The sequence below is a fragment of the Amycolatopsis sp. NPDC104819 genome (assembly GCF_055583145.1).
This window is the reverse complement of sequence record NZ_JBVJON010000011.1, coordinates 109,677-133,374: the sequence shown is the minus strand read 5'-3', so window position 1 is coordinate 133,374 and position 23,698 is coordinate 109,677. Positions and strand designations below refer to the sequence as shown.

Here is a 23,698-nt window from a genome sequence, read left to right as displayed (position 1 = left end):
ACCGTCACGCCGCTCGCGACCGCGAATGCCCGACCAGCGCGAGCACCATCGAGATCACGACCCAGCCGCCGTGGCCGAGCGGGAACAGCACCAGGAGGAATCTTCAGCCGTGGCAGCACCACGAGCGCGACGGGCGATGGCGGCCAGCAGTGCGGCGAAGACGGCCTACGGGATCCTGTAGCCGAGGTCCTGCCGGCGCCGAGCCGTCGATGCGGGCCATCGCGCGCGAAGCCGGGGTCGGCATCGCGACGCTCTACCGGCACTTCCCCACCCGCGAGTCGCTGGTCGACGCGGTCTACCGCGACCAGGTCGTGCGGCTGACGACCGGCGCCCGCGAGCTGCTCGCCCGGCTGGCCCCGGCCGCGGCGATGCGGCGCTGGATGGGCCTGTTCGGGGACTGGATCGCGACCAAGAACGGCATGCTCGACACCCTGGTCGCGATGATCGACGCCGGCCGCGTCCCTGATCGGCATCTTCAGCAGGCGCCCGGCCCGGGCACGAAGCCCAGGCCGGGCGCCTGCTGAACCTCCTGATGGACGGCCTCCGCCCGGGCTCGGCCCAGGTCAGCGGAGCTTGAGCTCCGCCCAGGCCAGCAGCTCGCCGACCACCTCGGCGCGGTTCGTCTCGTTGAGGATCTCGTGCCGCGCGCCCGGATACACCCGCGTCGTCACGTCCGCGAGACCCGCGTCCCGGTAGCGCTGCACCAGGACGTCGAACAACGCCAGGTTGCCGTTCACCGGGTCCTGGTCCCCCACCGCGAGGTACAGCGGCAGGTCCGGCCGCATCCGGGCCACCTCGGCCGGGTCCGCCAGCCGGCGCGCGCCGACGAACATCGCCTTGGTATTCGCCGGGTCGATCCCGAAGCCGCACAACGGGTCCGTGACATAAGCGTCCACTTCGGACTCGTCGCGGCTGAGCCAGTCGTAGTCCGTGCGCGGCGGCTGGAACGGCGCGTTGAACATCGCCAGGTCGAGGGGCTGGTCCAGGTCCAGCGCCGGCTCGAGGACGTCGAGGGCCGCCGTCCCGGTCAGGATCACCGCCGAGACGTCCGCCGAGTGGTCCAGCAGGTACTGCTGCGCCGCGAACGACCCCATGCTGTGCGCCAGCAGCACGACCGGCAGTTCCGGGAACTCCGCACGCGCGTGGGCGGTCAGCACCCCGATGTCGGCCACCAGCGCCGCCCAGCCGTCCAGGCCGAGGTCGCCCGGCTCCGCGGTGATCGAGGCGCCGTGGCCGCGGTGGTCCTGCCCGAATACGGCGAACCCACGCTCGGCGAACGCGCGCGCGACCCGCTCGTAGCGCCGGACGTGCTCCCCCATCCCGTGCGTCAGCTGCAGGATCCCGGCCGGCTTCCCCACCGGGTCCCACCGGTACGCGGTCACGGCTCCGGGCAGGGTGAACGTCGCATCGGGCATCGTCGCCTCCTCAGTCGGTCCATGGTGCGGCATCGCGGACGAACCTCGCCGGGACGTCGACGACCCGGCCGGACAGTCGCGGCTCAGGAAGGCGCCGTCCCCGTTTCCGCGAACTCCAGCCGTTTCGCCACCGAGACGGCCTGATCCGCGAACCGCTCGTAAAACCGCGCCAGCAACGCCAACCCCGTCGCCGACTGGACGCCGTGCCGCCAGTCGTCGCCGGTGATCCGCCTGAGGACCTCGGCGTGCAACGCGTCGACCGCGTGGTCGGTGGCGTCCAGCTCGGCGAACCCGCCCGTCGCGTCCCCGGCGATCAGCTCCCCGAGCCGGTCGGCCATCCCCGCCCCGGTCGCGGCCATCTCCTCGAACACCGCCTCCAGCTCCGCCGGAACCGCGGGCTCGGGATGGTTGAAGCGGGCGGTGTCGGCGATGTGCGCCGCCAGGTCGCCCATCCGCTCGATCTTCTCCGCGGAGTACACCGCCGCGAGGATCGCCCGCAGGTTCCCCGCCACCGGCGCCTGCAACGCCAGCAGCGCCTGAGCTCGCTCTTCGCACTCCCCACAGGCCCGGTCGAGAACGGCGTCGGCGCCGAGCACCCGCTCGGCGAGCCGTAGATCAGCGGTCAGCAGCGCCTGGCTGGCCAGCCGCATCGACTCCCCCGCCAAGCCGCACATGTACGCCAGCCGCTCGCCCAGCTCGGTCAACTCGCCGTGAAACCTTTCCCGCATCGAAGCATGCTAGCGCCCTCCACCCCGCGAAACCGGGCGCGCGCTCCCGAAGTCCGCGGACATTCACGACGATTATCGTGGTAACACTCGTTCTCCGGCACGGATTCCGCTAAGGTCCCGTCTCGCGGGTCCGGCCGCTCCCTCCCCCTCGACGGCCGGGCCCGCCTCACCGCCGGCCCGCGTCCCCGGCCGCACGGCGCTGCCCGAGGCCGCCTTCCTCCACAGTGGACTCCCCGGGGTTAACGGGCTTTAACCTCCGTCGAACCGGCCGCTGACCACGGCGGTCCTAACGTCGGCGCGGTGTCGTCCACGCCCGCCGTCCTCAGCACCCGGAAACCCCTCGCCGTCGCCGTGGCGGCGCTGGTGGTGTTCCTGGCGCTGCTCACCTCGGCGAGTGACCTGCTGCCCTGGGCGGGCGGAATCGACCTCGCCGTCCACCGGTGGTTCGTGACCGACCGCGGCGCGGGCCTGACGTCGTTCGCCGCGGTGCTCACGACGACCGCGTCCTCGGCGTTCACCGCTCCGCTGGTCTTCGTGGTCGCCGCCGTTTTGACTCCGGGGCCGGTGCGGGCCCGGCTCAACCGAGCCGTGCTCGTCCTCGTGCTGATGCTGTTCGCCGTGCTCACCCGCTACGCGATCTCCGAGCTGATCGCCCGGCCCCGGCCACTGGCGGCGGACTGGGCCGTCGACGCCGGTGGGCTGGCCTTCCCGTCGGGACACACCTCCGACGCGACACTCGCCGCGGGCCTGATCGCCTGGCTGGTCGTCCGCCGCTTCGCTCGTGCCCCGCGGTGGCTGGTCTGGCTCGTCGCGGTGGCCTACGCCCTCACGATCGCCTGGACCCGCGTCCACCTCGGTGTGCACTGGCCCACCGACGTGCTCGGCAGCCTCGCCTTCGCCACCGCTTGGCTGTCCGGCGCCCTGGTTCTGCAGCGCATCGACGAACGCGAAGCGAACGAGCAGCTCGTCGGATGACAGCCGCTCAGGCCCGCTGACTTCCGGCCACAATCGACACCGTGAACAACGCCGCGATCACTTTCGGCCCAGCCCTCGTGGTGGTGCTGGTCCTGCTCGCCGTCGCCGGCGCCGCCGTCGTGCGCTGGGGGGAGCTCGGCCAGGGGCGGGCCGTGCTGGTCGCGGCCGTGCGGGCGGTCGCGCAGCTGGCCCTCGTGTCGCTGGTGATCACCGCCGTGCTGCGCTCGGTCCCGCTCACCGGCCTCTTCGTGCTGCTCATGTTCACGATCGCGGCGGTGACGTCCGCACGCCGCGTCGGCGGCTGGGCGAACCTGCCGTGGACGGCGGCGGCGCTCGCGGCCGGCGTCGCGCCGGTGCTGGCGCTCGTCATCGGGGCCGGCGTGGTCCCCCCGAAGCCGATCGCGCTGGTCCCGATCGCGGGCATCATCATCGGCGGCGCGATGACGGCGACGTCGCAGGCCGCCCGCCGCGCCCTCGACGAGCTGAAGTCCCGCCACGGCGAGTACGAGGCGGCCCTGGCGCTGGGGTTCACGCCCCGCCCGGCCGCGCTCGAGATCTGCCGCCCCTCGGCCGGCCACGCGCTGATCCCGGCCCTGGACCAGACCCGCACGGTGGGCCTGGTGACCCTCCCGGGCGCGTACGTCGGTGTATTGCTCGGCGGCGCCGGACCGCTTCAGGCCGGGATGACGCAGGTCCTGGTGCTCATCGGGCTGCTGGCGGCGGAAGCGGTGTCGATCCTGGTGACGGTCCAGCTCGTCGCGGCGGGCAAGCTCAGCCGCCGTGACCGTGTTCCAGAGCGCCCACCTCGTGGCCCTCGAAGCCTTCTGCGCCGAAGCCGTGCACCGCGCCCGCGATGATCGCCGCCGCGATCAGGAGTCCGATGAGGACGGTCACGATGATCAGCAGCCGGCGGCGGCGGCCGGGGGTGGGCTCCGCGGCCCGGCCGCGCAGGACCGCGACGTCGGCGGCCAGTGCGGCGCCCGCGGCGGACAGGATCTGCCGCCACCCCTTCGGCGCATCCGGCGACGTCGCGGGCAGATCCGCGGTCAGCGTGGCCAGTTCGTGCCGGAAGCGGATCGACTCGAGCTGTCCGAGGCGCTCCTCGACCTCGTCCATCGTCAACCGGCCTTCGCCGGCCGCCGCGTAAAGCGCCGTTCGGACCTGTTCACGTTCCGCATCCGAACAGCGAATCCCCTCGGGCATCGTCGTGCCAGGTGCGTTCTCGCTCATCGTTTCCTCTTTCGTTCCGGGAAAGCACTTCTCCCGAGGCTAACCGCGGAAAACCTGGCGAACGTTAATCTTCGATGAGAGTTCGCCCCGGTCGCGCCGAACTCAACTACAGTTACCCTGTGTCATCAACACCGAGTGAAGGGACTCCGGAGTGCACTTGGTGATCGTCGACGACGAGACGGCGGTGCAGGACTCCCTCTCGCGCACGCTGCGGTTCGAGGGTTACCGCGTCTCCATCGCCGGTGACGGCGCGGCGGGGCTGACGATGATCCGCGACGAGAGTCCCGACGGCGTGCTGCTCGACGTCACGATGCCGGTGCTCGGCGGCCTCGAGGTCTGCCGGGTGCTGCGCGCCGAGGGCAACACCGTGCCGGTCCTGATGCTGACCGCGCGGACCGGGGTGACCGACCGGGTCGCCGGCCTCGACGCGGGGGCCGACGACTACCTCGTCAAACCCTTCGCGCTGCAGGAGCTGCTGGCCCGGGTGCGGGCCCTGCTGCGCCGCACCGAGTACAACGCCCCGGCCACGCCGCCCGCCCCCGCGGCGCTGCGGTTCGGCGACGTCACCCTCGACCCGGCGACGCGGGAGGTCTTCCGCGGCGACCGCGGCCTGCACCTGACCCGGACCGAGTTCGCCATGCTGGAGACGTTCCTGCGGCACCCCCGGATCGTGCTCACCCGCACCGTGATGTTCGAGCACGTCTGGGGTTACGACTTCGGCAGCGCCTCCAACGGCCTCGACGTCTACGTCAGCTACCTGCGCCGCAAGCTGGAAGCCGAGGGCGAGCCGCGGCTGCTGCACACCGTGCGCGGCGTCGGGTACGTCCTGCGCGAGGAACCGCTGTGAAACGCCTGCGCTGGAAGAAACTCTCCCTGCGGGCCCGGCTCGGCGTGCTCGTCGCCGGCGCCGTCGCGGTCGCCGTGGTCACCGTGTCGGCGCTGTCCTGGAGCATCACCCGGGCCGATCTCTACGACCAGTTCGACGCCCGGCTGCAGTCCTACGCCCAGCTCGCGGCGAAGACCGCCTCGCCCGAGGAGGCGCTGGCGACCCTGCAGTCGGCCGAGGACCGGCCCCGGTTCGGCCACAACGGCGGCCTGACCGTGCAGTTCCTCTCGGCCACCGGAGCCGTCACCGGCACCGCGGGAGCGAAACCGGAGATCCCGCCCTCGCCGGTGGACGCGCCGGTCGCCGCGGGCACCACCGGGCGTGCCTCCGACGTCCGCCGCATCGACGGCGACCGGTTCCGCGTCTGGACGGCCCAGCGCTCCGACGGCGGCGCGGTCCAGGTCGCCCAGGACTCCGAAGACGTCGAAGACACCTTGACGCGGCTGGGTTTGTGGCTCCTGGTGGTGTCCGTCGCCGGTGTCCTCGGCGCCACGCTGGTCGGCCGCGCGATCGCGCGCTCGGCACTGCGCCCGGTCGACGACCTCACGTCGGCGGCGGAGAACGTCGCCCGCACGCAGGAGCTGTCCGCGGCGATCGAGGTCACCGCGTCCGGTGAGATCGGCCGGCTGGCCACCTCGTTCAACGCGATGCTGACCGCGCTGAGCCGCTCCCGCGACGAGCAGCGCCGGCTGGTCGAGGACGCCGGGCACGAGCTGCGCACCCCGCTGACGAGCCTGCGCACCAACATCGAGCTGCTCATCCACGCCGACGCCAACCCCCAGCGGCAGCTCTCGGCCGAAGACCGCTCACGGCTGCTGGCCGACCTCGACACGCAGGCCGTCGAGCTGACCGCGCTGATCGGCGAGCTGGTCGACCTCTCCACCGGCGAACGCCCGAGCGAGGAGACCGAACGCCTCGACCTGGCCGACGTCGTCGGCTCGGCGGTCGAGCGCACCCGGTCGCGGTGGCCGGCCGTCACGTTCAAGGCCGAGCTGGCCCAGGCCGACGTCGTCGCGCGGCCCGCCGCGGTGGAACGCGCGGTGCTGAACGTCCTCGACAACGCCGCGAAGTGGTCCACGCCCGGCGGGACCGTGCGGGTCGCCATGAGCGTGGCGGACGGCGCGGTACGCGTGCGCGTCGACGACGAAGGACCGGGGATCCCCGAGGCCGACCTGCCGCACGTGTTCGAGCGGTTCTACCGGGCCGACGCCGCCCGCGCCCTGCCCGGCTCCGGGCTCGGCCTGGCCATCGTCGAGCAGGTGCTCACCCAGCACGGCGGGCGCGCTTCGGCGGCCCGGGCCGGCGACGGGGGCGCGCGGTTCGACCTCGTGCTCCCGCTGGCCGCTTCTTAAGGAAACCGCGCGCGATCTTCATCGAACTCTCATGGACGCGCACCACCGTCTGAGGGGTGACCCCACGGACCGCGCTTTCGCCCACGCCGCTGGCGACGCTGACGCTGGTCACGGCCGCCGTCGCGCAGGTGATCATCGCCGGCCTGACCCTCGGGTTCGCCGGGAACGTCAGCCCCTGGCGTGACCCGGTCAGCGACTACGCCTGGCACCGCGGCGGCCGGCTGCTGTTCGAAGCGGCGGTCGTGCTCCTGCTGGTCGCCGCGGCGATGCTCGCCGTCGCGGCCCGCCTCGCCGCGCTGCCGCGCAGCCCGCTGGCGAGCACCCTCTTCCTGCTCTGGACGGCCGGGCTCGTGGTGGTCCTGGTCTTCCGCAGCAACCTCAGCGCCGCGGACCCCACGGTGTCCGGGGAGATCCACCGCGCCGGCGGGGCGGTGCTGTTCGCCAGCCTGCCGCTCGCGGCCTGGGCGCTGAGCGCCCGGCTGCGCGCCGAACCCCGCTGGCTCGGCGTCGCCCCGGCGTTGCGGCGCGGCGCGGTCGCCGGAGTCGTGACCGCGGCGGCGTTCGGCACCGCGCAGGTGGTCGGCTGGCTGCCGATCGGCCTGCTCGAACGGGTCGCGCTGCTGGCCGAGTTCCTGATCGTCGCTACGGTGGCGACGGCCCTGCGCCGGGTGCCGGAGGCCGTCCGATGACCGCGCTCGCGATCCTGTGCGCCCTGCTCGCCGCCGCGCTGTTCGCGCTGGCCGCGACCCGGCAGCACGCCGAGGTGACCGGGCTGGGCACCCGGGGCACACCGGGGCTGCGCACCCTGTCCCGGCTGCTGCGCTCGCCCGGCTGGTGGACCGGCACCAGCCTGGCCGTCGGCGGCAGCCTGCTGCACGTCGTCGCGTTGTCGCTGGCCCCGCTCCCGGTCGTGCAGCCGCTCGGTGTGGTCAGCCTGGTCCTGACCGTCCTGTTCGGACGCCGGGTCCGCACCCGCCGGACGCTCGCGGCCGTCGTGCTCGTCGTCGCGGGGGTCGCCGGGTTCGTGGCCTTCGCGGCCTCGGGAACCTCGACCGCGGTGATCAGCGCGGGCACGGCCGAGACCGTGGCCGTCATCGGGCTCGTGATCGCGGCGCTCGCCTGGTTCGCGCGGGCGGGCTGTGCCGCGCTGGCGGCCGCGGCGGCGGTCCTCTTCGGACTCGGCTCGTCGGTGGTGCACGCGGCCGCGTCGCAGCCGCTCGGCACGGCGCTCCTGCTCGGCGGGCAGGCGCTGCTGCTGCTCGGCGCGGGCGGCGTGCTCCTGCACCGCGCCTACGCCGCCGGCTCGACCGCTGTTGTCGTCGGCACCACAACCGTGCTGGACCCCTTGACCGCCGTCGCCGTGGCCGCGCTGGCCTACGGCGAGGCCCCGAAGCCCGCGGCCGCCATCGCCGCGGTCGTCGCTCTCGCCGGCGTGCGTGTGCTCGCCGGCGCCGTTCCGACCACCGAGGAGAACCCCGTGCCCGAGCACCCGACCGGTCTTCGCGTCCTGATCGGCGCCGACACGTTCCCGCCCAACATCAACGGCGCCGCGTTCTTCACCGAGCGGCTCGCCCGCGGGCTGGCCGGCCGCGGCCACGACGTCCACGTCGTCTGCCCGTCCGACGACGGCCCGTCGCGCACCGAAGAGCGTGACGGGTACACGATCCATCGCGTCCGGTCCCGCGCGATCCCGTTCCACGGCGACTACCGGTTCTGCACCCCCGGCGGCGCCCGCAAGGAGGTCGGACCGCTCCTGGACCGGCTCCGCCCCGACGTCGTCCACGTCCAGGCCCACTTCGGCGTCGGCCGCGCGCTGCTCGAGGCGGCGGCCGAGCGCGACGTCCCCGGGATGGCCACCAACCACTTCATGCCGGACAACCTGCTCGGCTACACGCCGTTCCCACGCCGGGTGAAGGCGGCGATCGCCCGCTGGGCGTGGAAGGACCTGGTCCGCGTCTACCGTGACGCGCGCATCGTCACGACCCCGACCCCGCGGGCGGCCGAGGTCCTGGCCGGGATCGGGCTGGGCCGGCCGGCCCAGGTCGTGTCCTGCGGCATCGACCTCGCGCACTACGCCGCACCGGCCGCGCGCCCGGCCGACGGGCCGATGTCGGTCCTGTTCGTGGGGCGGCTGGACGCGGAGAAGAACATCGACCAGCTGCTGCGCGCCCTGGCCCCGCTGCCGCACGTGCGCGTGGACCTCGTCGGCGACGGCACCCGCCGCCACGAGCTGGAGGCGCTCGCCGGCGAGCTGCACGTCAGCAACCGCGTGACGTTCCACGGTTTTGTGCCGGACGCCGAGCTCGTCCACCGCTACGCCCGGGCCGACGTCTTCTGCATGCCCGGCACGGCGGAGCTGCAGAGCCTGGCCACGATGGAGGCGATGGCGGCCGGCCTCCCCGTCATCGCCGCCGACGCACTGGCCCTGCCCCACCTGGTCCACCACGGCGACAACGGTTTCCTCTTCGAACCGGGAGCGATCACGACGATCTCCCGGTGGATCGCCGAGCTGGCGGCGGATCCGGATCTGCGGGCCCGGATGGGCGAGGCGTCCCGGACTCTGGTCGCCCGGCACGACATCAACGGCGCGCTCGCGACTTTCGAGAGCCAGTACCGGATTCTCGCGGGGGTTTCGACGCCGTCGATGGTCGGGCAAGCCGCGTGACGGGGCGGGTGGGCGCTCGGCTAACTGCGTTGGCCGAGCGCTTACCCGTCAAGAACATTCACGGCGTTTCGAGCCGATAACCGTATCCGCGCACCGTGGTAATCGTCGGCGCCTCACTCGCCGCCTCGGCGAGTTTCCGGCGCAACGTCACGATATGCACGTCCAAGGTCTTGGTCGACCCGCGCCAGTGCGTATCCCACACGTCCGCCATCAGCGTGTCCCGGCTGATCGCCGAGCCCGGCTCCTGGGCCAGGCGGTGCAGCAGGTCGAACTCCTTGGGCCGCAACACGATCTCGTCGCCCGACAGGGTCACGCGGCGGGCGGCCACCTGAACCACCAGCTCCCCCACGCGCAGCGGCAGCACGTTCGACGACGTCCCGCGACGCAGGTGCGCGTGCAGCCGCGCTAGGAGTTCGCGCAGGCGCAGGGGTTTGGTCAGGTAGTCGTCCGCGCCGACCTCCAGGCCGACCACCACGTCCATCTCCTGCGTCCGCGCCGTGATCATGATGATCAGGGCGTTGGGGGTGATGCCGCGCGCCCGCCGGCAGACCTCGATGCCGTCCAGGTCCGGCAGCCCGAGGTCGAGGAGGACGACGTCGTACTCGTCGAGCTGCATCCGGCGCAGCGCGTCGCCGCCCGTGCGCGACCACATCACGTCGTAGTCGTGCATGCGGAGCGCCGATTCGAGCAGGCTCCCGATGGTTTCGTCGTCTTCGACGAGGAGAACTGCGGCCATGACGAATTCTATCCGGTCTCCGATCACGGAAACCGGATTTAGCCGAACGCTAACCTTCACCACCTGGAAATCGCCGCCCGGCGGGCAGACTGAAGTCATGCGCAGACGCATCATCCTGCTCGCCGTCGCCGCGGCCCTGCTGGCGACGACGCTCTTCGGGGCGCCCCTCGCGATCGGCGTCGCCGGTTATTTCGCGCAGGACGAGCGCACCGAGCTCGAACGCACCGCCGACGCGGCCGCCCTGTCGATCGCCGACGACGTCCTCACCCACGTCAGCCTGCCGCGGTTCCCGGGGTCCGAAGAGGACACGACCGGGTTGTACACCCCGAGCGGAACGCTGCTGACCGGCCAAGGACCGACCGTCGGCGACGCGATCGTGCAGCGGGCCCGGGCCGGCGAGGTCGCGACCGGCGACGTCGGCTCGGACCTCGTCGTCGCGGTGCCGATCCTGCACGACTCGCAGCTGCAGGGCATCGTGCGCGCGTCGACGCCGCACACCGAGTGGTACCAGAAGGTCGCGGTCTCCTGGCTGGCGATGGCCGGGCTCGGCGTCGCCGCGCTCGCGCTGACCTGGCTGCTGGCCGCCCGGCTCGCCGCCCGGGTCGCGGGCCCCCTCGAGCAGCTGTCCGGCGCGGCCGCGCGGCTCGGGGGCGGCGACTTCACCGTCCGGGCCCCGGTCAGCGGCATCGGCGAGATCGACCAGCTGGCCGAAGCGCTCGACCAGGCCGCGGTCCGGATCGGCGACGCCCTCGACCGTCAGCGCGCCTTGGCCGCGGACGCCTCGCACCAGCTGCGGACGCCGTTGGCCGGCCTGCGCCTGCAGCTCGAATCCGCGCTCGACCCTCCCGGTCAGGACCTGGCCGCCGCGGTCGAGGCCGCCCTCGGCACGGCGGACCGGATGGAGACCACGATCAACGACCTCGTCATGCTCGCCGCCCGGCCGCCGGAGGACCGCGGGGTGATCGAACCGGACGGCCTGCTGCGCGACGTCGTCGCCGGCTGGCGCGAGCTGCTCGCCGCCCGGGGCCGCCGGCTGCGGATCGCCCCTCAGGCGACGGGCCGGCCGCGCGCGGCCGAGGCCGCCGTGCGGCAGATCCTCGGTGTCCTGCTGGACAACGCCGTCATCCACGGCCGGGGCACGGTGACCATCACGACCCGCGACGCCGGAGACGCCTTCGTCCTCGACGTCGCCGACGAAGGCCGGGACGCCGCGGACGTGGCGAACATGTTCACCCGTGGCCACAGCGGCGCCGGCGGCTCGGGCATCGGCCTCGCCCTCGCCCGGGACCTGGCCGAGGCCGAAGGGGGCCGGCTGCGGCTCGGCAGCCCGGCCCCCACGACGTTCACCTTGCTGCTGCCGTCGGCCCGTGCAGCGCCCCCGCCCGCACCGTGACCGCGAAGAAGTCACGCTGGTCGGGCGCGAGGTAGCGATCCGGCGCGGTCGGCATGTCCTGGGTCAGCGTGACCGGCGACGAGCCGGGGAGGTCCGGCCGGAAGAGGTTGGCGCTGACCATCCCGCCGTGGATGTCGAGCTCCATGCCCCGGACCGCGCCCGCGCTCGACAGCGCGTCCGCCAGCGCGGTGAGGGTGAGCTGGTTCCCGGCGACGTAGACCAGCCTGCCCTGCCCGTCCACGCCGATCCCGGACCGCCAGGTGAACTGGAACTGGTTCTTCGCGTTCCCCCACTGTCCCGCCGGGTTGCCGGACAGACCAGGCACCGGCTTCCCGCCGTCGACGACCAGCTCGAGGTTCTGGCGCACCGCCGCGACGTCCGGCGTCAGGTGGACGTCCCGGCCCCACACACCGACGGTCGCCACCCCGGACTTGTCGACGACCAGGGAGGCCATCCCGTTCTCGAGCGGGATGCCGGACCGTCCGTCGGCGTAGAAGCCGCCCGGGGTGTCGCGGAACTTGAACCCGGAGTTGAACGTCGCGAGCAGCGACGACCGCAGCGTGTCGGGGACCTGCGCGCCCTCGGGCCACTGGCCGCCCGGCTCCTTCGTCCCGGCGATCAGGTGCAGGCCGGTCCACTTCTGGTCGAAGGCCACCACCGCGGCGACCACGCTGGCGTGGCCGGGGTCGGGGCGGAGGAACGTCGTGTAGTCCGCCGGTTGGCCACCGGCCATCCGCGCGCCCGGCACCCACTGCCCTTCACCCGGCAGGGCGCCGGGCAGGGTGGGCAGCGCGGCGGGCGCGTTCGCCGTGTTGTCCGACGACACCGGTGCCGCCACCGGCGCGGGCAGCGCGTTCGCGTCGGGACTGCCGCCGCCCGGCGGATGCCGGGTGTAGTACCAGTTCTCGACGGCGTTCACGACCGGACCGGCGCCCATCTGCCGGGCCCAGTCCGCCGTCCGCGCGGCGAAGGTCGCCGCGCCCGGCGCGGTGAGCGCCTGCACGTACGTGACGGCCGGGTAGATGATCAGCAGCAGAAAGACGGCCAGTGCTCGCCTGAAACGCTTTCGACGGCGTTTCACCGGCGGCCGGGGAAAGGGCGGGACTCCGGTTTTACCGGCTACGTCGACCATATTTCACGGTAACGATCCCGCGGTTCGAGCCAGTCCATCGAATTGCTAGCGAACAGTTAAGCGCGGTCGCGGGTTTCGGTGTTTCGCTTGCGGCCGCGCAGGATTTCCAGGGCGAGCGGGATGAGCGAGACGACGACCACGAGCGCGACGATCGGCAGGAGGTACTGGTCGATCCCGGGAATGCCGGAGCCGAGCACGTACCCGGCGAGCGTGACGCCGACCGCCCACAGGAGCCCGCCCAGAACCTGCCAGATCGTGAAGGTCCGCGCGGGCACCGCGAGGATTCCGGCGAGCGGGTTCAGCACGGTCCGCACGACCGGGACGAACCGGGCGAGGACGATGGCTTTGGCGTGCCCATACCGGCCGAAGAGCTCCTCCGCGCGGGCCATGCCGCGATGCAGGTGGGCGTTCCGCGACCTGGCGAGCAGTGGACGTCCGCCGCGCCGGCCGAGGAGGAACCCGGTCTGCGCCCCCAGCAGGGCCCCGGCGACCGACGCGACCAGCACGGCCGGAAGCGAAAGGTGCACGGTGGCGGTGGCGCTGGTGGTGCAGAACAGGCCGGCGGTGAACAGCAGGGAGTCCCCGGGCAGGAAGAACCCGATCAGCAGGCCGGTTTCGGCGAACAGCACGAGGAAGACCCCGGCCGTGCCGAGGCTGGACAACCACGACGTCGCGCTCAACGGGTTCATCGGCCACCTTTCTTCGACAACTACGTAGTAGTTCTACACCTATGTCGTTTTTGACCGCCACCCGCCTCGCGCGCACTCGCGGTCCCACGAGCGCGCCCGGCGCCGGTCCAGTCCGCGACGCAGCACCAGGTAGACCCCGCCGAGCACGACGAGCACCACGCTTTCCCAGACGAGACCGCCGAGGATCGCCGTCGTGAACGCCTCGGCGCCACTGAGCGGCGGCACCACCTGCCCGCCGGACTGGTCGATCCACACCGGGACGTGCTGCGGCAGCGCCGGGCCGGCCCCCACATCGACCACGCCTTGCCGGAGCCGGCCGCCCGGCGCGAGCCAGGTGGCGGTGACCGGGACGAGCTCACCGCCGGCCGACGCCGAGCCGGCCGGCACCGGGATGTCCGGGCGCACGGTCGCTGTCACCACATGGCGCGTACGACCCTCGACCACGGCCGAGGCCGCCAGCCGGTCGTAGTCGGCCATGACCTGGCGGCAGATCACCGCGACCGACCCGACGACGAGCAGGCTCACCACGAGCAGGAGCACCGCCCCGAGCCGGTCGGTCCCCCGCGCGGACCGCAGGAAGATCGGTTTGAGCAGCCGGAGACGCCGCGCGACGGCGCCTGCCCTCCAGAAAGTGCCCATGACCCCAGCGTGCGCCGCCGCGTTCGCCCGCCGCAGCACCGTTAACCCCGCCTTTGCCCGGCACTGGAAGATGCTTGCCGGCCGAGCCGCCCCGAGCAGCACAATCGGCACCGCTGACTGTTTTGTCCGTTCCTAAAGTTCGGCTAACTTACGGCCGGTTCCTGGATTCAGAGGTGAGCCTTACCTAATGCTTGCGCGGTCCCCTCGTCACCGGATCGCCAAGGAGCCGCGCGTTGTTGTTCTCCAGCCTGCTGATCGGCCTGCGGGAGGGACTCGAGGCCGCGCTCGTCGTGAGCATCCTCGTGGCCTTCCTCGTCAAGACCGACCGGCGATCGGCGCTGCGCTGGGTGTGGCCCGGGGTGGCCGCCGCGGTGCTGCTTTCGGTCGCCGTGGGCGCGATCCTCACCTACACCACCGCCCACCTGACCTTCGCGCACCAGGAGCTGGTCGGCGGCACGCTGTCCATCGTGGCCGTCGCGTTCGTCACCGCGATGATCTTCTGGATGCGCACGGCCGCCCGGCACATCTCCGCCGAGCTGCGCGGCAAGATGGAGAACGCGCTGAAGCTCGGCCCGCTGGCGATCGTGCTGGTGTCGTTCCTGTCCGTCGGCCGCGAGGGCCTGGAGACGTCGGTCTTCTTCTACGCCGCCGTCCAGACCGCCCAGGGTGACACCGCACTCCCGTTGCTCGGTTTCGCCATCGGGATCCTCATCGCCGTCGCGCTGACCTGGCTGCTCTACCGCGGCGCGCTGCGGTTCGACCTCGGGAAGTTCTTCAGGATCACCGGTGTGCTGCTCGTGTTCGTCGCCGCCGGCGTGCTGGGTTACGGCCTGCACGACCTCCAGGAGGGCGGCTTCCTCCCCGGTCTGTCCACTTTGGCCTTCGACGCTTCCGGTGTCCTGCCGGAGACCTCCTGGTACGGCACGCTGCTCAAGGGCATCTTCAACTACTCCCAGCAGACCACGCTCCTGCAGGCGATCGCCTGGGTGGCCTACGTCGGGATCGTGCTCCCGCTCTTCCTGCGCCCGGCGCGAGCCAAAGCCACCACCACCGTCACCGCCGAACCGAAGGAATGACCATGGCGACCGCACTGCGGACCGGAGCCGCGCTCACCGCGCTCGCCCTCCTGACGGCGTGTGACGACCAGCCCCCGGCCGCCGCCCCGGGCGGGCCGATCTCGGTCACCGCGACCGACACGGGCTGTCAGGTTTCGGCGAACACGGCGCCCGCGGGGACCATCACGTTCCAGATCTCCAACCAGGGCGGCAAAGTCACCGAGTTCTACCTCTACGGCGAGGGCGACCGGATCATGGGCGAGGTGGAGAACATCGCGCCCGGGATTTCCCGGCGGCTGATCGTGGAGGTCGCCGGCGGCGGCGCGTACCAGACCGCGTGCAAGCCCGGGATGGCCGGCGCCGGCATCCGCGGCGCGTTCACCGTCACCGGAGGCGCGGCGAAGGGCGCCGACGTGAACGCCGAACTGGCCGATGCCGCGCGCGGCTACGCGCGGTACGTCACCAGTCAGACCGGCGCGTTCGCCGACGAATCGAAGAAGTTCGCCGCGACGGTCAAGGCCGGCGACGTCGCCGGCGCCCGGGCCCAGTACGCCCGGACCCGGGTGTACTACGAGCGGATCGAACCGGTCGCGGCCAAGTTCGGCGACCTCGACCCGGCGCTCGACGTCCGCGAAGCCGACCTCGAGCCCGGGCAGAAGTTCACCGGCTTCCACCGGCTGGAGAAGGACTTGTGGGTGACCGGCCTGCAGCCGGACTCGGCCGCGGTCGCCGACCAGCTCGTCACCGACGTCACCACGCTGGGCCGGAAGGCCGGCGCGCTGCAGCTGAGCGCGCTCGACCTGGCCAACGGCGCCAAGAGCCTGCTCGACGAGGTCGCCACCGGGAAGATCACCGGCGAGGAGGAAGCCTTCTCCCACACGGATCTCTCCGACTTCCAGGCCAATGTGGACGGCTCCAAGGCGGCCATCCAGGCGCTGCGCCCGGTCCTGTCCCAGCGCGACCCCGCGCTGGTGGCCACGATCGACGGCCGGTTCGCCGACGTCCAGAAGCTCCTCGACGCCCAGCGCACCGGGGACACCTTCAAGCTCTACACCGACCTGACGAAGGACCAGATCAAGGCGTTCGCGTCGGCCGTGGACGCGCTGTCGGAACCCCTGAGCAAGGTCGCGGAGGTCGTGGCGAAGTAGGACGACTTCTACAGTCAGGTAGTATTTCTACATCAGCGTAGTAATACACCCCGGGAAGGCACCGTGCTGGACTACTTCGAAGCGATCGTCGTCGGCGCCTTCCAGGGCGTGACCGAGCTGTTCCCGGTCTCCAGCCTCGGGCACTCCGTCCTGATCCCCGCGGTGGTCGGCGGGAAGTGGGCGCAGGACCTGAGCGTGTCGACGCCGGAGTCGCCGTACCTGGCGTTCATCGTCGGCCTGCACGTGGCGACCGCCGCGGCGCTGCTGGTGTTCTTCCGGCGGGACTGGGTCCGGATCATCGGCGGGTTCTTCAGCTCGATCCGACACCGCCGGGTGCGGACCTCCGGCGAGCGGCTGGCGTGGCTGATCGTCCTCGCGACCATCCCGGTCGGGGTGAGCGGACTGCTGCTGGAGCACCTGTTCCGCACCACGCTGGGCAAGCCGGTCCCGGCCGCGGCGTTCCTGATCGCCAACGGCGTCGTGCTGTACGGCGGCGAGCTCCTGCGCCGCAAGGCGAACGCGACCGCGGTGCCCGCCGACGCTCCCGGAGCGGCCGTCGACACCGACGTCGCGGCCGACGAACGCCTTTCGCGGATGTCCTTCGGCCGGGGTGTCCTCATCGGTAGCGCCCAGGTGCTGGCCCTGCTGCCCGGAATCAGCCGCTCCGGCGTCACGATGGTCGCCGGGCTGCTGCGCGGCCTCTCCCACGAAGACGCCGCCCGGTTCTCGTTCCTCCTGGCCACTCCGGTGATCCTCGCTGCCGGGGTGCTCAAGATCCCGGACCTGTTCGGCCCGCTCGGCACCGGCATCCACGGCCAGGTCCTGGTCGGCAGCGTCGCCTCGTTCGTCAGCGCCTACCTGGCCGTGCGGTTCCTCACCCGCCACTTCCACACCCGGACGCTGACGCCGTTCGCGCTCTACTGCGTACTCGCCGGGGCCGGTGCGCTGGCCGTGCTGACCCTCCGCTGATACGACAGCCGTGTAGATTCGAAGCATGCGGAAGGAACCGGCGCGGCGCGCCCCGGGAACGCTCGAAGCCGAGGTGCTGAGCATGCTGTGGAGCGCCGGGGAACCCCTCTCCCCCACCGACGTCCAGGCCCGGCTCGAGGACGACCTCGCGTACACGACGGTCGTGACGATCCTCACCCGCCTGCACGACAAGGGCATGGCGACGCGGGAGAAGCACGGGCGCGCGTTCCACTACTCCGCCGTCGACGACGAAGCCGGGTTGGCGGCGCGGAAGATGACGAAGGTCCTCGACAGCGAGCCCGACCGCGGCAGTGTGCTGGCGCGCTTCGTCACCCAGCTGTCGGATTCGGACGAAGCGGTGCTGCGAGATCTCCTGCGCGGCTCGCCGTGACCACCGACCTGCTGATCCCGCTGCTGCTGCCCCTGCTCGCGTGGCCGGCCGCGCGCCTGGTCGCGCCGCGGCTGCCCCCGCGGCCGGCGAGCTGGCTGCTCACCGGCGCCTGCCTCGTCCTCGCGGCCGGAAGCACCGCGGCGCTGGCCCTCCTGGCGTTCTCCGGGCTGTCGCTGGTCCCGGTCGTAGCCGACCTCGGGCACTGGTCACCGCGGGAGCTGCGGACGCTGAGCGGCGTGGCCGTCCCGACGTCGATCGCGGCCGGCGTCGTGCTGGGTGTGCTGCTGGTTCTCCTGGCGCGCACCGCCGTCCGGTACGCGCGATGGGCTCGGCGGTTGTCGCGCGAGCTCGACGAGCACGGGCGGGACGGGATCCTCGTCCTGCCGGGCGAGGAGGCCGTGGCGTTCGCCGCGCCCGGGCGCGGGGGCCGGATCGCGGTCTCCCGCGGCATGCTGGCGGCGCTGAGCCCACGCGAACGGACCGCGTTGCTGGCCCACGAGCGGGCGCACCTGGCCTCGCGCCACCACCTGTTCCTGATCGTGCTGACGGTGTCCTCGACGCTGAATCCGTTGCTGCGCCCGCTTTGTACGGCGGCGCGGTTCGCGCTCGAACGATGGGCCGACGAAACCGCGGCCCACCGGGTCGGCGACCGGACGGTGGTCGCGCACGCCGTGGCCAAGGCCGCGCTCGCCGGGCGGGCACACGCGGGTTTCGCCCTAGCCGCCACCGGCGGCCCGGTCCCGCAGCGGGTGTCGGCGCTGCTGGCGCCCGCACCGCGGGTCCGCGGCCGCGTCCCGGTGGTGGTGCTGAGCGCGGTGATCCTCGGCATCGCGGGCCTGTCGGCCGAAACCGCCCTGGACAGCGCCGCCGACCTGCACGACGGCATCGAAGTCGCGCAGATCGGGAACGCCGGCCGATAACCCCACCTTAATCTACGCTCGTGTAGAACTTCTACTAAGCTGTCGTAGAAGGGAGCGGGCATGGCGCGCATCGTGATCGTCTCGGCCCGCGTGGGCGCCGGGCACGACGGAGCGGCTCACGCTCTGGCGGACCGGTTGACCGGCCACGCCGTCGAAGTCCACGACTACCTGGACCTCCTGCCCGGCTCGCTCGGGCACCGCTTGTGCGCCTGCTACCACCGCCAGCTCGAGGTGGCGCCCCGCAGCTGGGACTGGACCCTGAGCGTGCTCGGGACGGCGTGGGGTGCCGGGCTGGCGGCGCGGGCCGCCACCCTCGCCCGGCCGGGGCTGACCGCGCTGGTCCGCGACGCGGACCTGGTCACCTCGACCTACCCCCTGGCCACGCAGGCGCTGGGCGTCCTGCGGACCGCGGAGACCTCTCCCCTGGCGGCCTACCTGACCGATCCCGCCGTGCACCGGCTGGCCGTGCACCCCGGCGCCGACCTGCACATCGCCCCGAACCACCGGGCCGCGGAGCAGGCCCGGTCCCTGGGCGCCGCCGAGGTCGCCGTCGCCGCACCCCTGGTCCGGCCGGCCTTCCGCCGGGCGGGGCCGAGCGAACGTCTCGGCGCCCGGCACGCCTTCGGCCTTCCCGAACGCGGGTGCCTGGCGCTCGTGGTGGCCGGGTCCTGGGGTGTGGGGCAGGTCCGCGAGACCGTCGACGACGTCACGGCGTCCGGCACGGCGGTCCCGGTTGTCGTGTGCGGCCGCAACACGGCCCTGCGCGACCAGCTCCTCGCCGCCGGGCACGGGCACGTGTTCGGCTGGGTCGACGACATGCCGCGGCTGCTGCGCGCGGCCGACGTCGTGGTCCAGAACGCCGGGGGCCTGACGACGTCCGAGGCGCTCGCGGCCGGGCTGCCGGTGCTCACCTACCGCTGCCTGCCCGGCCACGGCCGCGCCAACGCCGCCGTGCTCGACCGGATCGGGGCGGTCCCGTGGATCCGCCGCCGCCGCGACCTCGGACCGGCGCTCGCCGCCGCCCGTCCGCACGACCGGCTCGACGAAGCCCAGGACGCCGTGCCGCTGCTGGAAAAGCTGATGGAGCTCGCGTGAAGACCGCCGTCGTGCTCGCCACGATCACCCTCGCCGCCCACGCCGCCCCGGCGGCGGCGTTCCTGCCCGGCCCCCGGCGCGCCCTGCTGCCCCGGCTGGCCGGCACGACGGCGCCCGGGCAGGTCGCCCTGACCTTCGACGACGGCCCGTCTCCCGTCTCGACACCGCAGTTCCTGCGGGTCCTGGCCGAGCACGACGTCCGGGCCACGTTCTTCCTACTCGGCGCCCAGGCCCAGCAAGCCCCGGACGTCGTGCGCGCCATCGCCGTGGCGGGACACGAGGTCGGCGTGCACGGCTGGGACCACCGCTGCCTGCTGGCCCGGTCACCGCGGGCGACGCATGGCGACCTGCGCGCGACCCGCGATCTCCTGCACCGCCTGACCGGAACAGCACCAGGCTGGTTCCGCCCGCCCTACGGCGTCTTCAGCACGGCGTCGCTGATCGCGGCCCGGCGCCTGGCGCTCCGCCCGCTCCTGTGGAGCACCTGGGGGTTCGACTGGACCGAAGGCTGCACCCCGGGCTCGATCCGCCGCCGCGTCGCCGGCAACCTCGGCGGCGGAGGCACGATCCTCTTGCACGACAGCGACACCACCACCGGCAACGGCGCCTGGCGCGCCACGCTCGGCGCGCTCCCCGGCATCATCGACGACTGCCGTCGTCGTGGCCTCACCTTCGGGACTCCTCGACGGTGAGGATCAGCCGGTCGCGGCTTTCAACGCCAGAGGCGCTGAACCTTCTCCGGGGTGAACCGGGCGCAGGACCGGACGAACTCCGGCTTCGGCACGCACCGCACCGTGCTGAGCGGGCGCCGGGCCTGGATCTGGCCACTGCGCCGCAGGTGGGGCACCATGGAGGACGGCCGCGGTGTGGCGGCCGGACGTCGGCGAAGGAGCCCGCGATGGACGCCCCTGCGACCCTGCCCGGCAGCCGCGCGGCCCCCGGGCGGCTCGTCCTGGTCGTCGACGACGACCCGCGGGTGCGGACCGTCGTGACGTGGCAGCTGGAGGCCGAAGGGTTCCGGGTCGCCGAGGCGCCCGACGGCCGGCGGGCGCTCGAAGCCATCGAACGCGAGCAGCTGGACCTCGTCATCCTGGACCTCGCGCTGCCCGGCGTCGGCGGCCTGGACGTGCTGCGGCGGCTGCGGGACGGCGTGCACGCCTCGTTGCCGGTGATCGTCCTGTCGGGCCGCAGTGGCGAGACCGACCGGATCGTCGGGCTCGACCTCGGCGCCGACGACTACCTCGTGAAGCCCTTCTCCCCCGGCGAGCTGGCCGCCCGCGTGCGCTCGGTGCTGCGGCGCGTCGCGCCCGCGCCGCCCACGACCGCCGCCGGCCTGCGGATCGACCACGCCGCCCGCGAGGTCTTCTTCGACGGCCGCGAGATCACCATGACGGCCAAGGAGTTCGACCTGCTCGCCTTCCTGGCCGCGCACCCGCGGCAGGTGTTCACCCGCGCCCAGCTGCTCGGACGCGTCTGGGCCAGCGCCGCCGAGTGGCAGAGCGAAGCGACCGTCACCGAGCACGTCCACCGCCTGCGCCAGAAGCTCGGGCCACGGCTCGTGCGGACCGTCCGCGGCGTCGGCTACCGGCTCGAGCCATGACGAACGTCCAAGAGACCGTCGGCGACACCGAGGCTCTGCTCCGGGCCCAGTCCGGCGTGCTGGAGCGCATCGCGGGCGGCGCGCCGCTGGCCGAGGTGCTGACCGAGGTCGCGACCGCCCTCGAACGGCTCATGCCGGGCTGCCACTGCTCGATCCTGCTGCTCGACCTGGAAACGGCGACGCTGCACCACGGCGCGGCGCCGTCGCTGCCCGCGGCCTACTCCGCCGGCATCGACGGCCTCCCCATCGGCCGCGACGCCGGGTCCTGCGGCGCGGCGGCCTACCTGGGCGTGCCGGTCGTCGCCGAGGACGTCACGACCGACCCGCGCTGGGTGCAGTTCCGCGCGCTCGCGGGCGCCCACCGGCTGCGGTCCTGCTGGTCGACGCCGATCCGCGGCCGGGACGGTGTGGTCGGCACCTTCGCCGTCTACCACGAGCGGACCCACCAGCCCGCGCCCCGCGAACGCGACCTGGTCGACCGGCTCACCCACCTGGCGTCGGTGGCCATCGACCACAACACGCTCTTCGGCGCGCTGGCCGACAGCGAAGAGCGGTTCCGGCGCGCCTTCGACGACAACGTGATCGGCATGGCGATCACCGAGCCCGACGGCGCCGTCACCCGGACCAACGAAGCGTTGCGGGACCTGCTCGGGCGCACCGAGTACGAGCTGATCGGCGCCCGGCTCGACGAGCTGCTCACCCCGGCCGGGGCACCGCCCTACGAGGCGACGCTGCGCCACCCCGACGGGCGCACGCTCGACGTCGTCGTCTCGGTGTCGCCGGTCGCCGGGCCGGACGGGCTCCCGGTCCGGCTGATCGCGAACGTCCTCGACGTCACGCAGCGCCGGGCGGCCGAGCGCGAACGCCGTGGCCGGCGCGAGGCCGAGGTGGCCCGTCAGGCGGCCGAGCAGGCCAGCCGCGCCAAGACCGACTTCGTCGCCGCCCTCGGCCACGAGCTGCGGACCCCGCTGCAGGCCATCACCGGCTTCACCGAGCTGCTGGGCTCGCTCGACCTGCCCCCGGAACGCCGGCGGGCGGCGCTGGAACACATCACCGGCGCGGCCGGGCACATCCTGGCCATGGTCGACGACGTCCTCGACGTGGCCCGGATCGAGGCCAGGGCGCTCCAGCTGCACCCGGCGGATATCAACGTCGCGGCGGTGGTCACCGAGGTGCTGAACCTGCTGGAGCCGCTGGCCGACGCCGAAGGTGTCCGCCTCCGCGACGAGAGCGGGCCGGCCACCGTGTGCTGCGACGAACGCCGGCTCAAGCAGGTCCTGCTCAACCTCGCGGGCAACGCCGTCCGCTACAACCGGACCGGCGGCACCGTCACGATCACCACCCGCACCGAGGCCGACGCCGTGGTCGTCACCGTCACCGACACCGGCCGGGGCGTCGCGCCGGAACACCTGACGCGGTTGTTCACCCCGTTCGACCGGCTGGGCGTCGACACCGACCAGGGCGTCGGCCTGGGACTGCCGCTGGCGAAGGGCCTCACCGAGGCGATGGGCGGCCGGCTCGCCGTCTCGACCGTCGTGGGCCAGGGCACGACGGTCGAGGTGCGGCTGCCGCGCTAGGCGGCGTTGACCTTCGGCATGATCTCCTCGGTGAGCCGCTTGAGGTCGTCGAGGGTCTTCGACGTCGGGACGTCGCGGAACGGCGGCCACAGCAGCGGCATCGTCAGGCCGGCTTCCTTGTAGCGCTTGAGGATGTCCTCGATCTGCTGGGCGCTGCCGGCCAGCAGGTTGGTGCCCTTGCCCGCCGGGGTCTGGTCCATCGGCTCGTCGGTGATGACGAACCAGATCATGCTGCACATCTCGAACCCGTCGGGGAAACCGCGGCCGAGCTCGCCCAGCTCGCGCTCCATCTCGCCCTTCCAGCGCTTGATGTCCTCGGGGGTGTCCTGGATGCCGATCCAGCCCTGCAGGCCGTACTTCGCGATGCGCTTGGCCGAGCGCTTGGGGTCCTTGAGCCCGGAGAAGAAGATGGGCGGCGGCTGCTGGATCGGCTTGTGCCCGAAGCCCGACAGCTCGAAGTCGGCGAACTCGCCGTGGTACTCGAACAGCTCGTTGGACCAGATGCCCTGCATGATCTCGATCGTCTCGCGGACGTGGGCGTGCCGGCGCGGGAACAGCTGCGGGACGCTCGCGGCGGCGAACTCCTCGGGCATCCAGCCGGAGCCGATGCCGACGTTGAGCCGGCCGCCCGAGAGGTGGTCCTGGGTGGCGAGCTCGGCCGCGAGCACGCCGGGCGAGCGGTACGGCGTGTCGATGATGCTCATGCCGATCCGGACCTTCGTGGTCTTCGCGGCGAGCCACGGGATCAGCGTCATGCCCTGGAACCACTTGCCGCGCGAGATCACCGGCAGCGCGTTGGGCAGGTCGGTCATCATGCCGAACGGGTACTGCAGCTCGGCGTGGTCGGACGTTTCGGGGACGACGATCCGGTCGAGCGTCCAGACGGAGTCGAAGTCGAGGTCCTCGGCCAGCGCCGTGAGGTCCTCGAGCTCCTTGAGCGTCACCTCGTCGCGGAAGTTGGGCAGGTACAGGGCGAGCTTCATGCGTCCGGCCTCCTCGTGACGTCGTCGTCCCCGGGATCGTGCGCCGGCCGGCTCAACTCGATCACACGCGATTCTCAAATCCCCGTCAACGGCGCCGGGGCGCGCGGCGAACTGTCTCTA

At 72.8% G+C, this 23,698-nt stretch carries 25 protein-coding genes; 17 read left to right on the top strand and 8 right to left on the bottom strand.

Annotation, left to right across the window (positions count from 1 at the left end; translation table 11 throughout):
- Positions 1-209: 209 nt before the first annotated feature.
- A complete protein-coding gene (locus ACZ63E_RS32000) occupies positions 210-524 on the top strand; it encodes a TetR/AcrR family transcriptional regulator (RefSeq protein WP_465339888.1) in 315 nt (104 codons plus the stop codon).
- Positions 525-563: 39 nt separating this feature from the next.
- On the opposite strand, the gene ACZ63E_RS31995 is transcribed toward ACZ63E_RS32000, so the two are convergent.
- Together ACZ63E_RS31995 and ACZ63E_RS31990 are read right to left on the bottom strand one after the other, a co-directional pair.
- A complete protein-coding gene (locus ACZ63E_RS31995; protein WP_465339887.1) occupies positions 564-1,415 on the bottom strand; it encodes an alpha/beta fold hydrolase in 852 nt (283 codons plus the stop codon).
- Positions 1,416-1,498: 83 nt separating this feature from the next.
- On the bottom strand, positions 1,499-2,143 hold the full coding sequence (locus ACZ63E_RS31990) for a phosphate signaling complex PhoU family protein (RefSeq protein WP_465339886.1): 645 nt from the start codon (positions 2,141-2,143) through the stop codon (positions 1,499-1,501).
- A 300-nt stretch (positions 2,144-2,443) separates the two neighbouring features.
- Here ACZ63E_RS31990 and ACZ63E_RS31985 point away from each other — a divergent pair, with 300 nt between their 5' ends.
- Together ACZ63E_RS31985 and ACZ63E_RS31980 are read left to right on the top strand one after the other, a co-directional pair.
- A complete protein-coding gene (locus tag ACZ63E_RS31985) occupies positions 2,444-3,118 on the top strand; it encodes a phosphatase PAP2 family protein (protein WP_465339885.1) in 675 nt (224 codons plus the stop codon).
- A 41-nt stretch (positions 3,119-3,159) separates the two neighbouring features.
- Positions 3,160-3,975 carry an ABC transporter permease gene (locus ACZ63E_RS31980; RefSeq protein WP_465339883.1) on the top strand — a complete coding sequence of 272 codons (816 nt, stop codon included), beginning with the start codon at positions 3,160-3,162 and terminating at the stop codon, positions 3,973-3,975.
- Here the strand turns inward: ACZ63E_RS31980 and ACZ63E_RS31975 are convergent.
- A complete protein-coding gene (locus tag ACZ63E_RS31975) occupies positions 3,890-4,348 on the bottom strand; it encodes a DUF1707 SHOCT-like domain-containing protein (RefSeq protein WP_465339881.1) in 459 nt (152 codons plus the stop codon). The genes ACZ63E_RS31980 and ACZ63E_RS31975 overlap by 86 nt on opposite strands.
- Before the next feature lie 151 nt (positions 4,349-4,499).
- On the opposite strand from ACZ63E_RS31975, the gene ACZ63E_RS31970 reads away from it, so the two are divergent.
- The 4 genes from ACZ63E_RS31970 to ACZ63E_RS31955 are packed head-to-tail and all read left to right on the top strand — an operon-like array spanning position 4,500 to position 9,251.
- Positions 4,500-5,195, top strand: coding sequence for a response regulator transcription factor (locus tag ACZ63E_RS31970; protein ID WP_465339879.1), 696 nt, complete (start codon positions 4,500-4,502; stop codon positions 5,193-5,195).
- Positions 5,192-6,586 (top strand): ATP-binding protein, encoded by a 1,395-nt coding sequence (locus ACZ63E_RS31965; protein WP_465339878.1) that lies wholly within the window; start codon positions 5,192-5,194, stop codon positions 6,584-6,586. Before ACZ63E_RS31970 ends, ACZ63E_RS31965 begins: the two co-directional genes overlap by 4 nt.
- Before the next feature lie 56 nt (positions 6,587-6,642).
- Positions 6,643-7,275, top strand: a complete 633-nt coding sequence (locus ACZ63E_RS31960; protein WP_465339877.1) for a DUF998 domain-containing protein — start codon at positions 6,643-6,645, stop codon at positions 7,273-7,275.
- Positions 7,272-9,251, top strand: coding sequence for a glycosyltransferase family 4 protein (locus tag ACZ63E_RS31955; protein WP_465339876.1), 1,980 nt, complete (start codon positions 7,272-7,274; stop codon positions 9,249-9,251). Before ACZ63E_RS31960 ends, ACZ63E_RS31955 begins: the two co-directional genes overlap by 4 nt.
- Positions 9,252-9,309: 58 nt before the next feature.
- On the opposite strand, the gene ACZ63E_RS31950 is transcribed toward ACZ63E_RS31955, so the two are convergent.
- Positions 9,310-9,987 carry a response regulator transcription factor gene (locus ACZ63E_RS31950; RefSeq protein WP_465339875.1) on the bottom strand — a complete coding sequence of 226 codons (678 nt, stop codon included), beginning with the start codon at positions 9,985-9,987 and terminating at the stop codon, positions 9,310-9,312.
- 97 nt (positions 9,988-10,084) lie between these two features.
- Between ACZ63E_RS31950 and ACZ63E_RS31945 the strand changes: the two genes are divergently transcribed.
- Complete coding sequence (locus ACZ63E_RS31945; RefSeq protein WP_465339874.1) at positions 10,085-11,380, top strand: sensor histidine kinase; 1,296 nt, start codon at positions 10,085-10,087, stop codon at positions 11,378-11,380.
- On the opposite strand, the gene ACZ63E_RS31940 is transcribed toward ACZ63E_RS31945, so the two are convergent.
- The 3 genes from ACZ63E_RS31940 to ACZ63E_RS31930 form a co-directional block, all read right to left on the bottom strand.
- A complete protein-coding gene (locus ACZ63E_RS31940) occupies positions 11,331-12,461 on the bottom strand; it encodes a hypothetical protein (protein WP_465339873.1) in 1,131 nt (376 codons plus the stop codon). The two genes, ACZ63E_RS31945 and ACZ63E_RS31940, sit on opposite strands and share 50 nt — an antisense overlap.
- A 107-nt stretch (positions 12,462-12,568) precedes the next feature.
- A complete protein-coding gene (locus ACZ63E_RS31935; protein ID WP_465339872.1) occupies positions 12,569-13,201 on the bottom strand; it encodes a DedA family protein in 633 nt (210 codons plus the stop codon).
- A gap of 39 nt (positions 13,202-13,240) precedes the next feature.
- Positions 13,241-13,840 (bottom strand): Rv1733c family protein, encoded by a 600-nt coding sequence (locus ACZ63E_RS31930; protein ID WP_465339871.1) that lies wholly within the window; start codon positions 13,838-13,840, stop codon positions 13,241-13,243.
- 233 nt (positions 13,841-14,073) lie between these two features.
- On the opposite strand from ACZ63E_RS31930, the gene efeU reads away from it, so the two are divergent.
- The 9 genes from efeU (at position 14,074) to ACZ63E_RS31885 (ending at position 22,595) form a co-directional block, all read left to right on the top strand.
- Entirely contained in the window at positions 14,074-14,916 is an 843-nt protein-coding gene (gene efeU, locus ACZ63E_RS31925) for an iron uptake transporter permease EfeU (protein ID WP_465339870.1), read from the top strand.
- Positions 14,913-16,043, top strand: coding sequence for an iron uptake system protein EfeO (gene efeO, locus ACZ63E_RS31920; RefSeq protein ID WP_465339869.1), 1,131 nt, complete (start codon positions 14,913-14,915; stop codon positions 16,041-16,043). Before efeU ends, efeO begins: the two co-directional genes overlap by 4 nt.
- Before the next feature lie 63 nt (positions 16,044-16,106).
- Entirely contained in the window at positions 16,107-17,012 is a 906-nt protein-coding gene (locus tag ACZ63E_RS31915) for an undecaprenyl-diphosphate phosphatase (RefSeq protein ID WP_465339868.1), read from the top strand.
- A 25-nt stretch (positions 17,013-17,037) separates the two neighbouring features.
- A complete protein-coding gene (locus ACZ63E_RS31910; RefSeq protein WP_465339867.1) occupies positions 17,038-17,403 on the top strand; it encodes a BlaI/MecI/CopY family transcriptional regulator in 366 nt (121 codons plus the stop codon).
- Positions 17,400-18,323 (top strand): M56 family metallopeptidase, encoded by a 924-nt coding sequence (locus tag ACZ63E_RS31905; RefSeq protein WP_465339866.1) that lies wholly within the window; start codon positions 17,400-17,402, stop codon positions 18,321-18,323. Before ACZ63E_RS31910 ends, ACZ63E_RS31905 begins: the two co-directional genes overlap by 4 nt.
- Positions 18,324-18,383: 60 nt before the next feature.
- Complete coding sequence (locus tag ACZ63E_RS31900; RefSeq protein ID WP_465339865.1) at positions 18,384-19,418, top strand: glycosyltransferase; 1,035 nt, start codon at positions 18,384-18,386, stop codon at positions 19,416-19,418.
- Positions 19,415-20,110 carry a polysaccharide deacetylase family protein gene (locus tag ACZ63E_RS31895; RefSeq protein WP_465339864.1) on the top strand — a complete coding sequence of 232 codons (696 nt, stop codon included), beginning with the start codon at positions 19,415-19,417 and terminating at the stop codon, positions 20,108-20,110. Before ACZ63E_RS31900 ends, ACZ63E_RS31895 begins: the two co-directional genes overlap by 4 nt.
- A gap of 206 nt (positions 20,111-20,316) precedes the next feature.
- Positions 20,317-21,018 carry a response regulator transcription factor gene (locus ACZ63E_RS31890; RefSeq protein WP_465339863.1) on the top strand — a complete coding sequence of 234 codons (702 nt, stop codon included), beginning with the start codon at positions 20,317-20,319 and terminating at the stop codon, positions 21,016-21,018.
- Positions 21,015-22,595, top strand: coding sequence for a sensor histidine kinase (locus ACZ63E_RS31885; protein ID WP_465339862.1), 1,581 nt, complete (start codon positions 21,015-21,017; stop codon positions 22,593-22,595). The genes ACZ63E_RS31890 and ACZ63E_RS31885 overlap by 4 nt, the downstream gene beginning before the upstream one ends.
- Here ACZ63E_RS31885 and ACZ63E_RS31880 read toward each other — a convergent pair.
- Positions 22,592-23,578: an LLM class flavin-dependent oxidoreductase gene (locus ACZ63E_RS31880; protein WP_465339861.1), complete on the bottom strand. Its 987-nt coding sequence runs from the start codon at positions 23,576-23,578 to the stop codon at positions 22,592-22,594. The two genes, ACZ63E_RS31885 and ACZ63E_RS31880, sit on opposite strands and share 4 nt — an antisense overlap.
- Between the last annotated feature and the right edge of the window lie 120 nt (positions 23,579-23,698).

What these genes read in the sequence shown, in the direction of transcription:
- ACZ63E_RS32000 (WP_465339888.1), top strand. Translation starts at nt 210, where the DNA reads ATGCGGGCCATCGCGCGCGAAGCCGGGGTCGGCATCGCGACGCTCTAC.
- ACZ63E_RS31995 (WP_465339887.1), bottom strand. Translation starts at nt 1,415, where the DNA reads ATGCCCGATGCGACGTTCACCCTGCCCGGAGCCGTGACCGCGTACCGG.
- ACZ63E_RS31990 (WP_465339886.1), bottom strand. Translation starts at nt 2,143, where the DNA reads ATGCGGGAAAGGTTTCACGGCGAGTTGACCGAGCTGGGCGAGCGGCTG.
- ACZ63E_RS31975 (WP_465339881.1), bottom strand. Translation starts at nt 4,348, where the DNA reads ATGAGCGAGAACGCACCTGGCACGACGATGCCCGAGGGGATTCGCTGT.
- ACZ63E_RS31955 (WP_465339876.1), top strand. Translation starts at nt 7,272, where the DNA reads ATGACCGCGCTCGCGATCCTGTGCGCCCTGCTCGCCGCCGCGCTGTTC.
- ACZ63E_RS31950 (WP_465339875.1), bottom strand. Translation starts at nt 9,987, where the DNA reads ATGGCCGCAGTTCTCCTCGTCGAAGACGACGAAACCATCGGGAGCCTG.
- ACZ63E_RS31945 (WP_465339874.1), top strand. Translation starts at nt 10,085, where the DNA reads ATGCGCAGACGCATCATCCTGCTCGCCGTCGCCGCGGCCCTGCTGGCG.
- ACZ63E_RS31935 (WP_465339872.1), bottom strand. Translation starts at nt 13,201, where the DNA reads ATGAACCCGTTGAGCGCGACGTCGTGGTTGTCCAGCCTCGGCACGGCC.
- ACZ63E_RS31930 (WP_465339871.1), bottom strand. Translation starts at nt 13,840, where the DNA reads ATGGGCACTTTCTGGAGGGCAGGCGCCGTCGCGCGGCGTCTCCGGCTG.
- efeO (WP_465339869.1), top strand. Translation starts at nt 14,913, where the DNA reads ATGACCATGGCGACCGCACTGCGGACCGGAGCCGCGCTCACCGCGCTC.
- ACZ63E_RS31910 (WP_465339867.1), top strand. Translation starts at nt 17,038, where the DNA reads ATGCGGAAGGAACCGGCGCGGCGCGCCCCGGGAACGCTCGAAGCCGAG.
- ACZ63E_RS31900 (WP_465339865.1), top strand. Translation starts at nt 18,384, where the DNA reads ATGGCGCGCATCGTGATCGTCTCGGCCCGCGTGGGCGCCGGGCACGAC.
- ACZ63E_RS31890 (WP_465339863.1), top strand. Translation starts at nt 20,317, where the DNA reads ATGGACGCCCCTGCGACCCTGCCCGGCAGCCGCGCGGCCCCCGGGCGG.
- ACZ63E_RS31885 (WP_465339862.1), top strand. Translation starts at nt 21,015, where the DNA reads ATGACGAACGTCCAAGAGACCGTCGGCGACACCGAGGCTCTGCTCCGG.
- ACZ63E_RS31880 (WP_465339861.1), bottom strand. Translation starts at nt 23,578, where the DNA reads ATGAAGCTCGCCCTGTACCTGCCCAACTTCCGCGACGAGGTGACGCTC.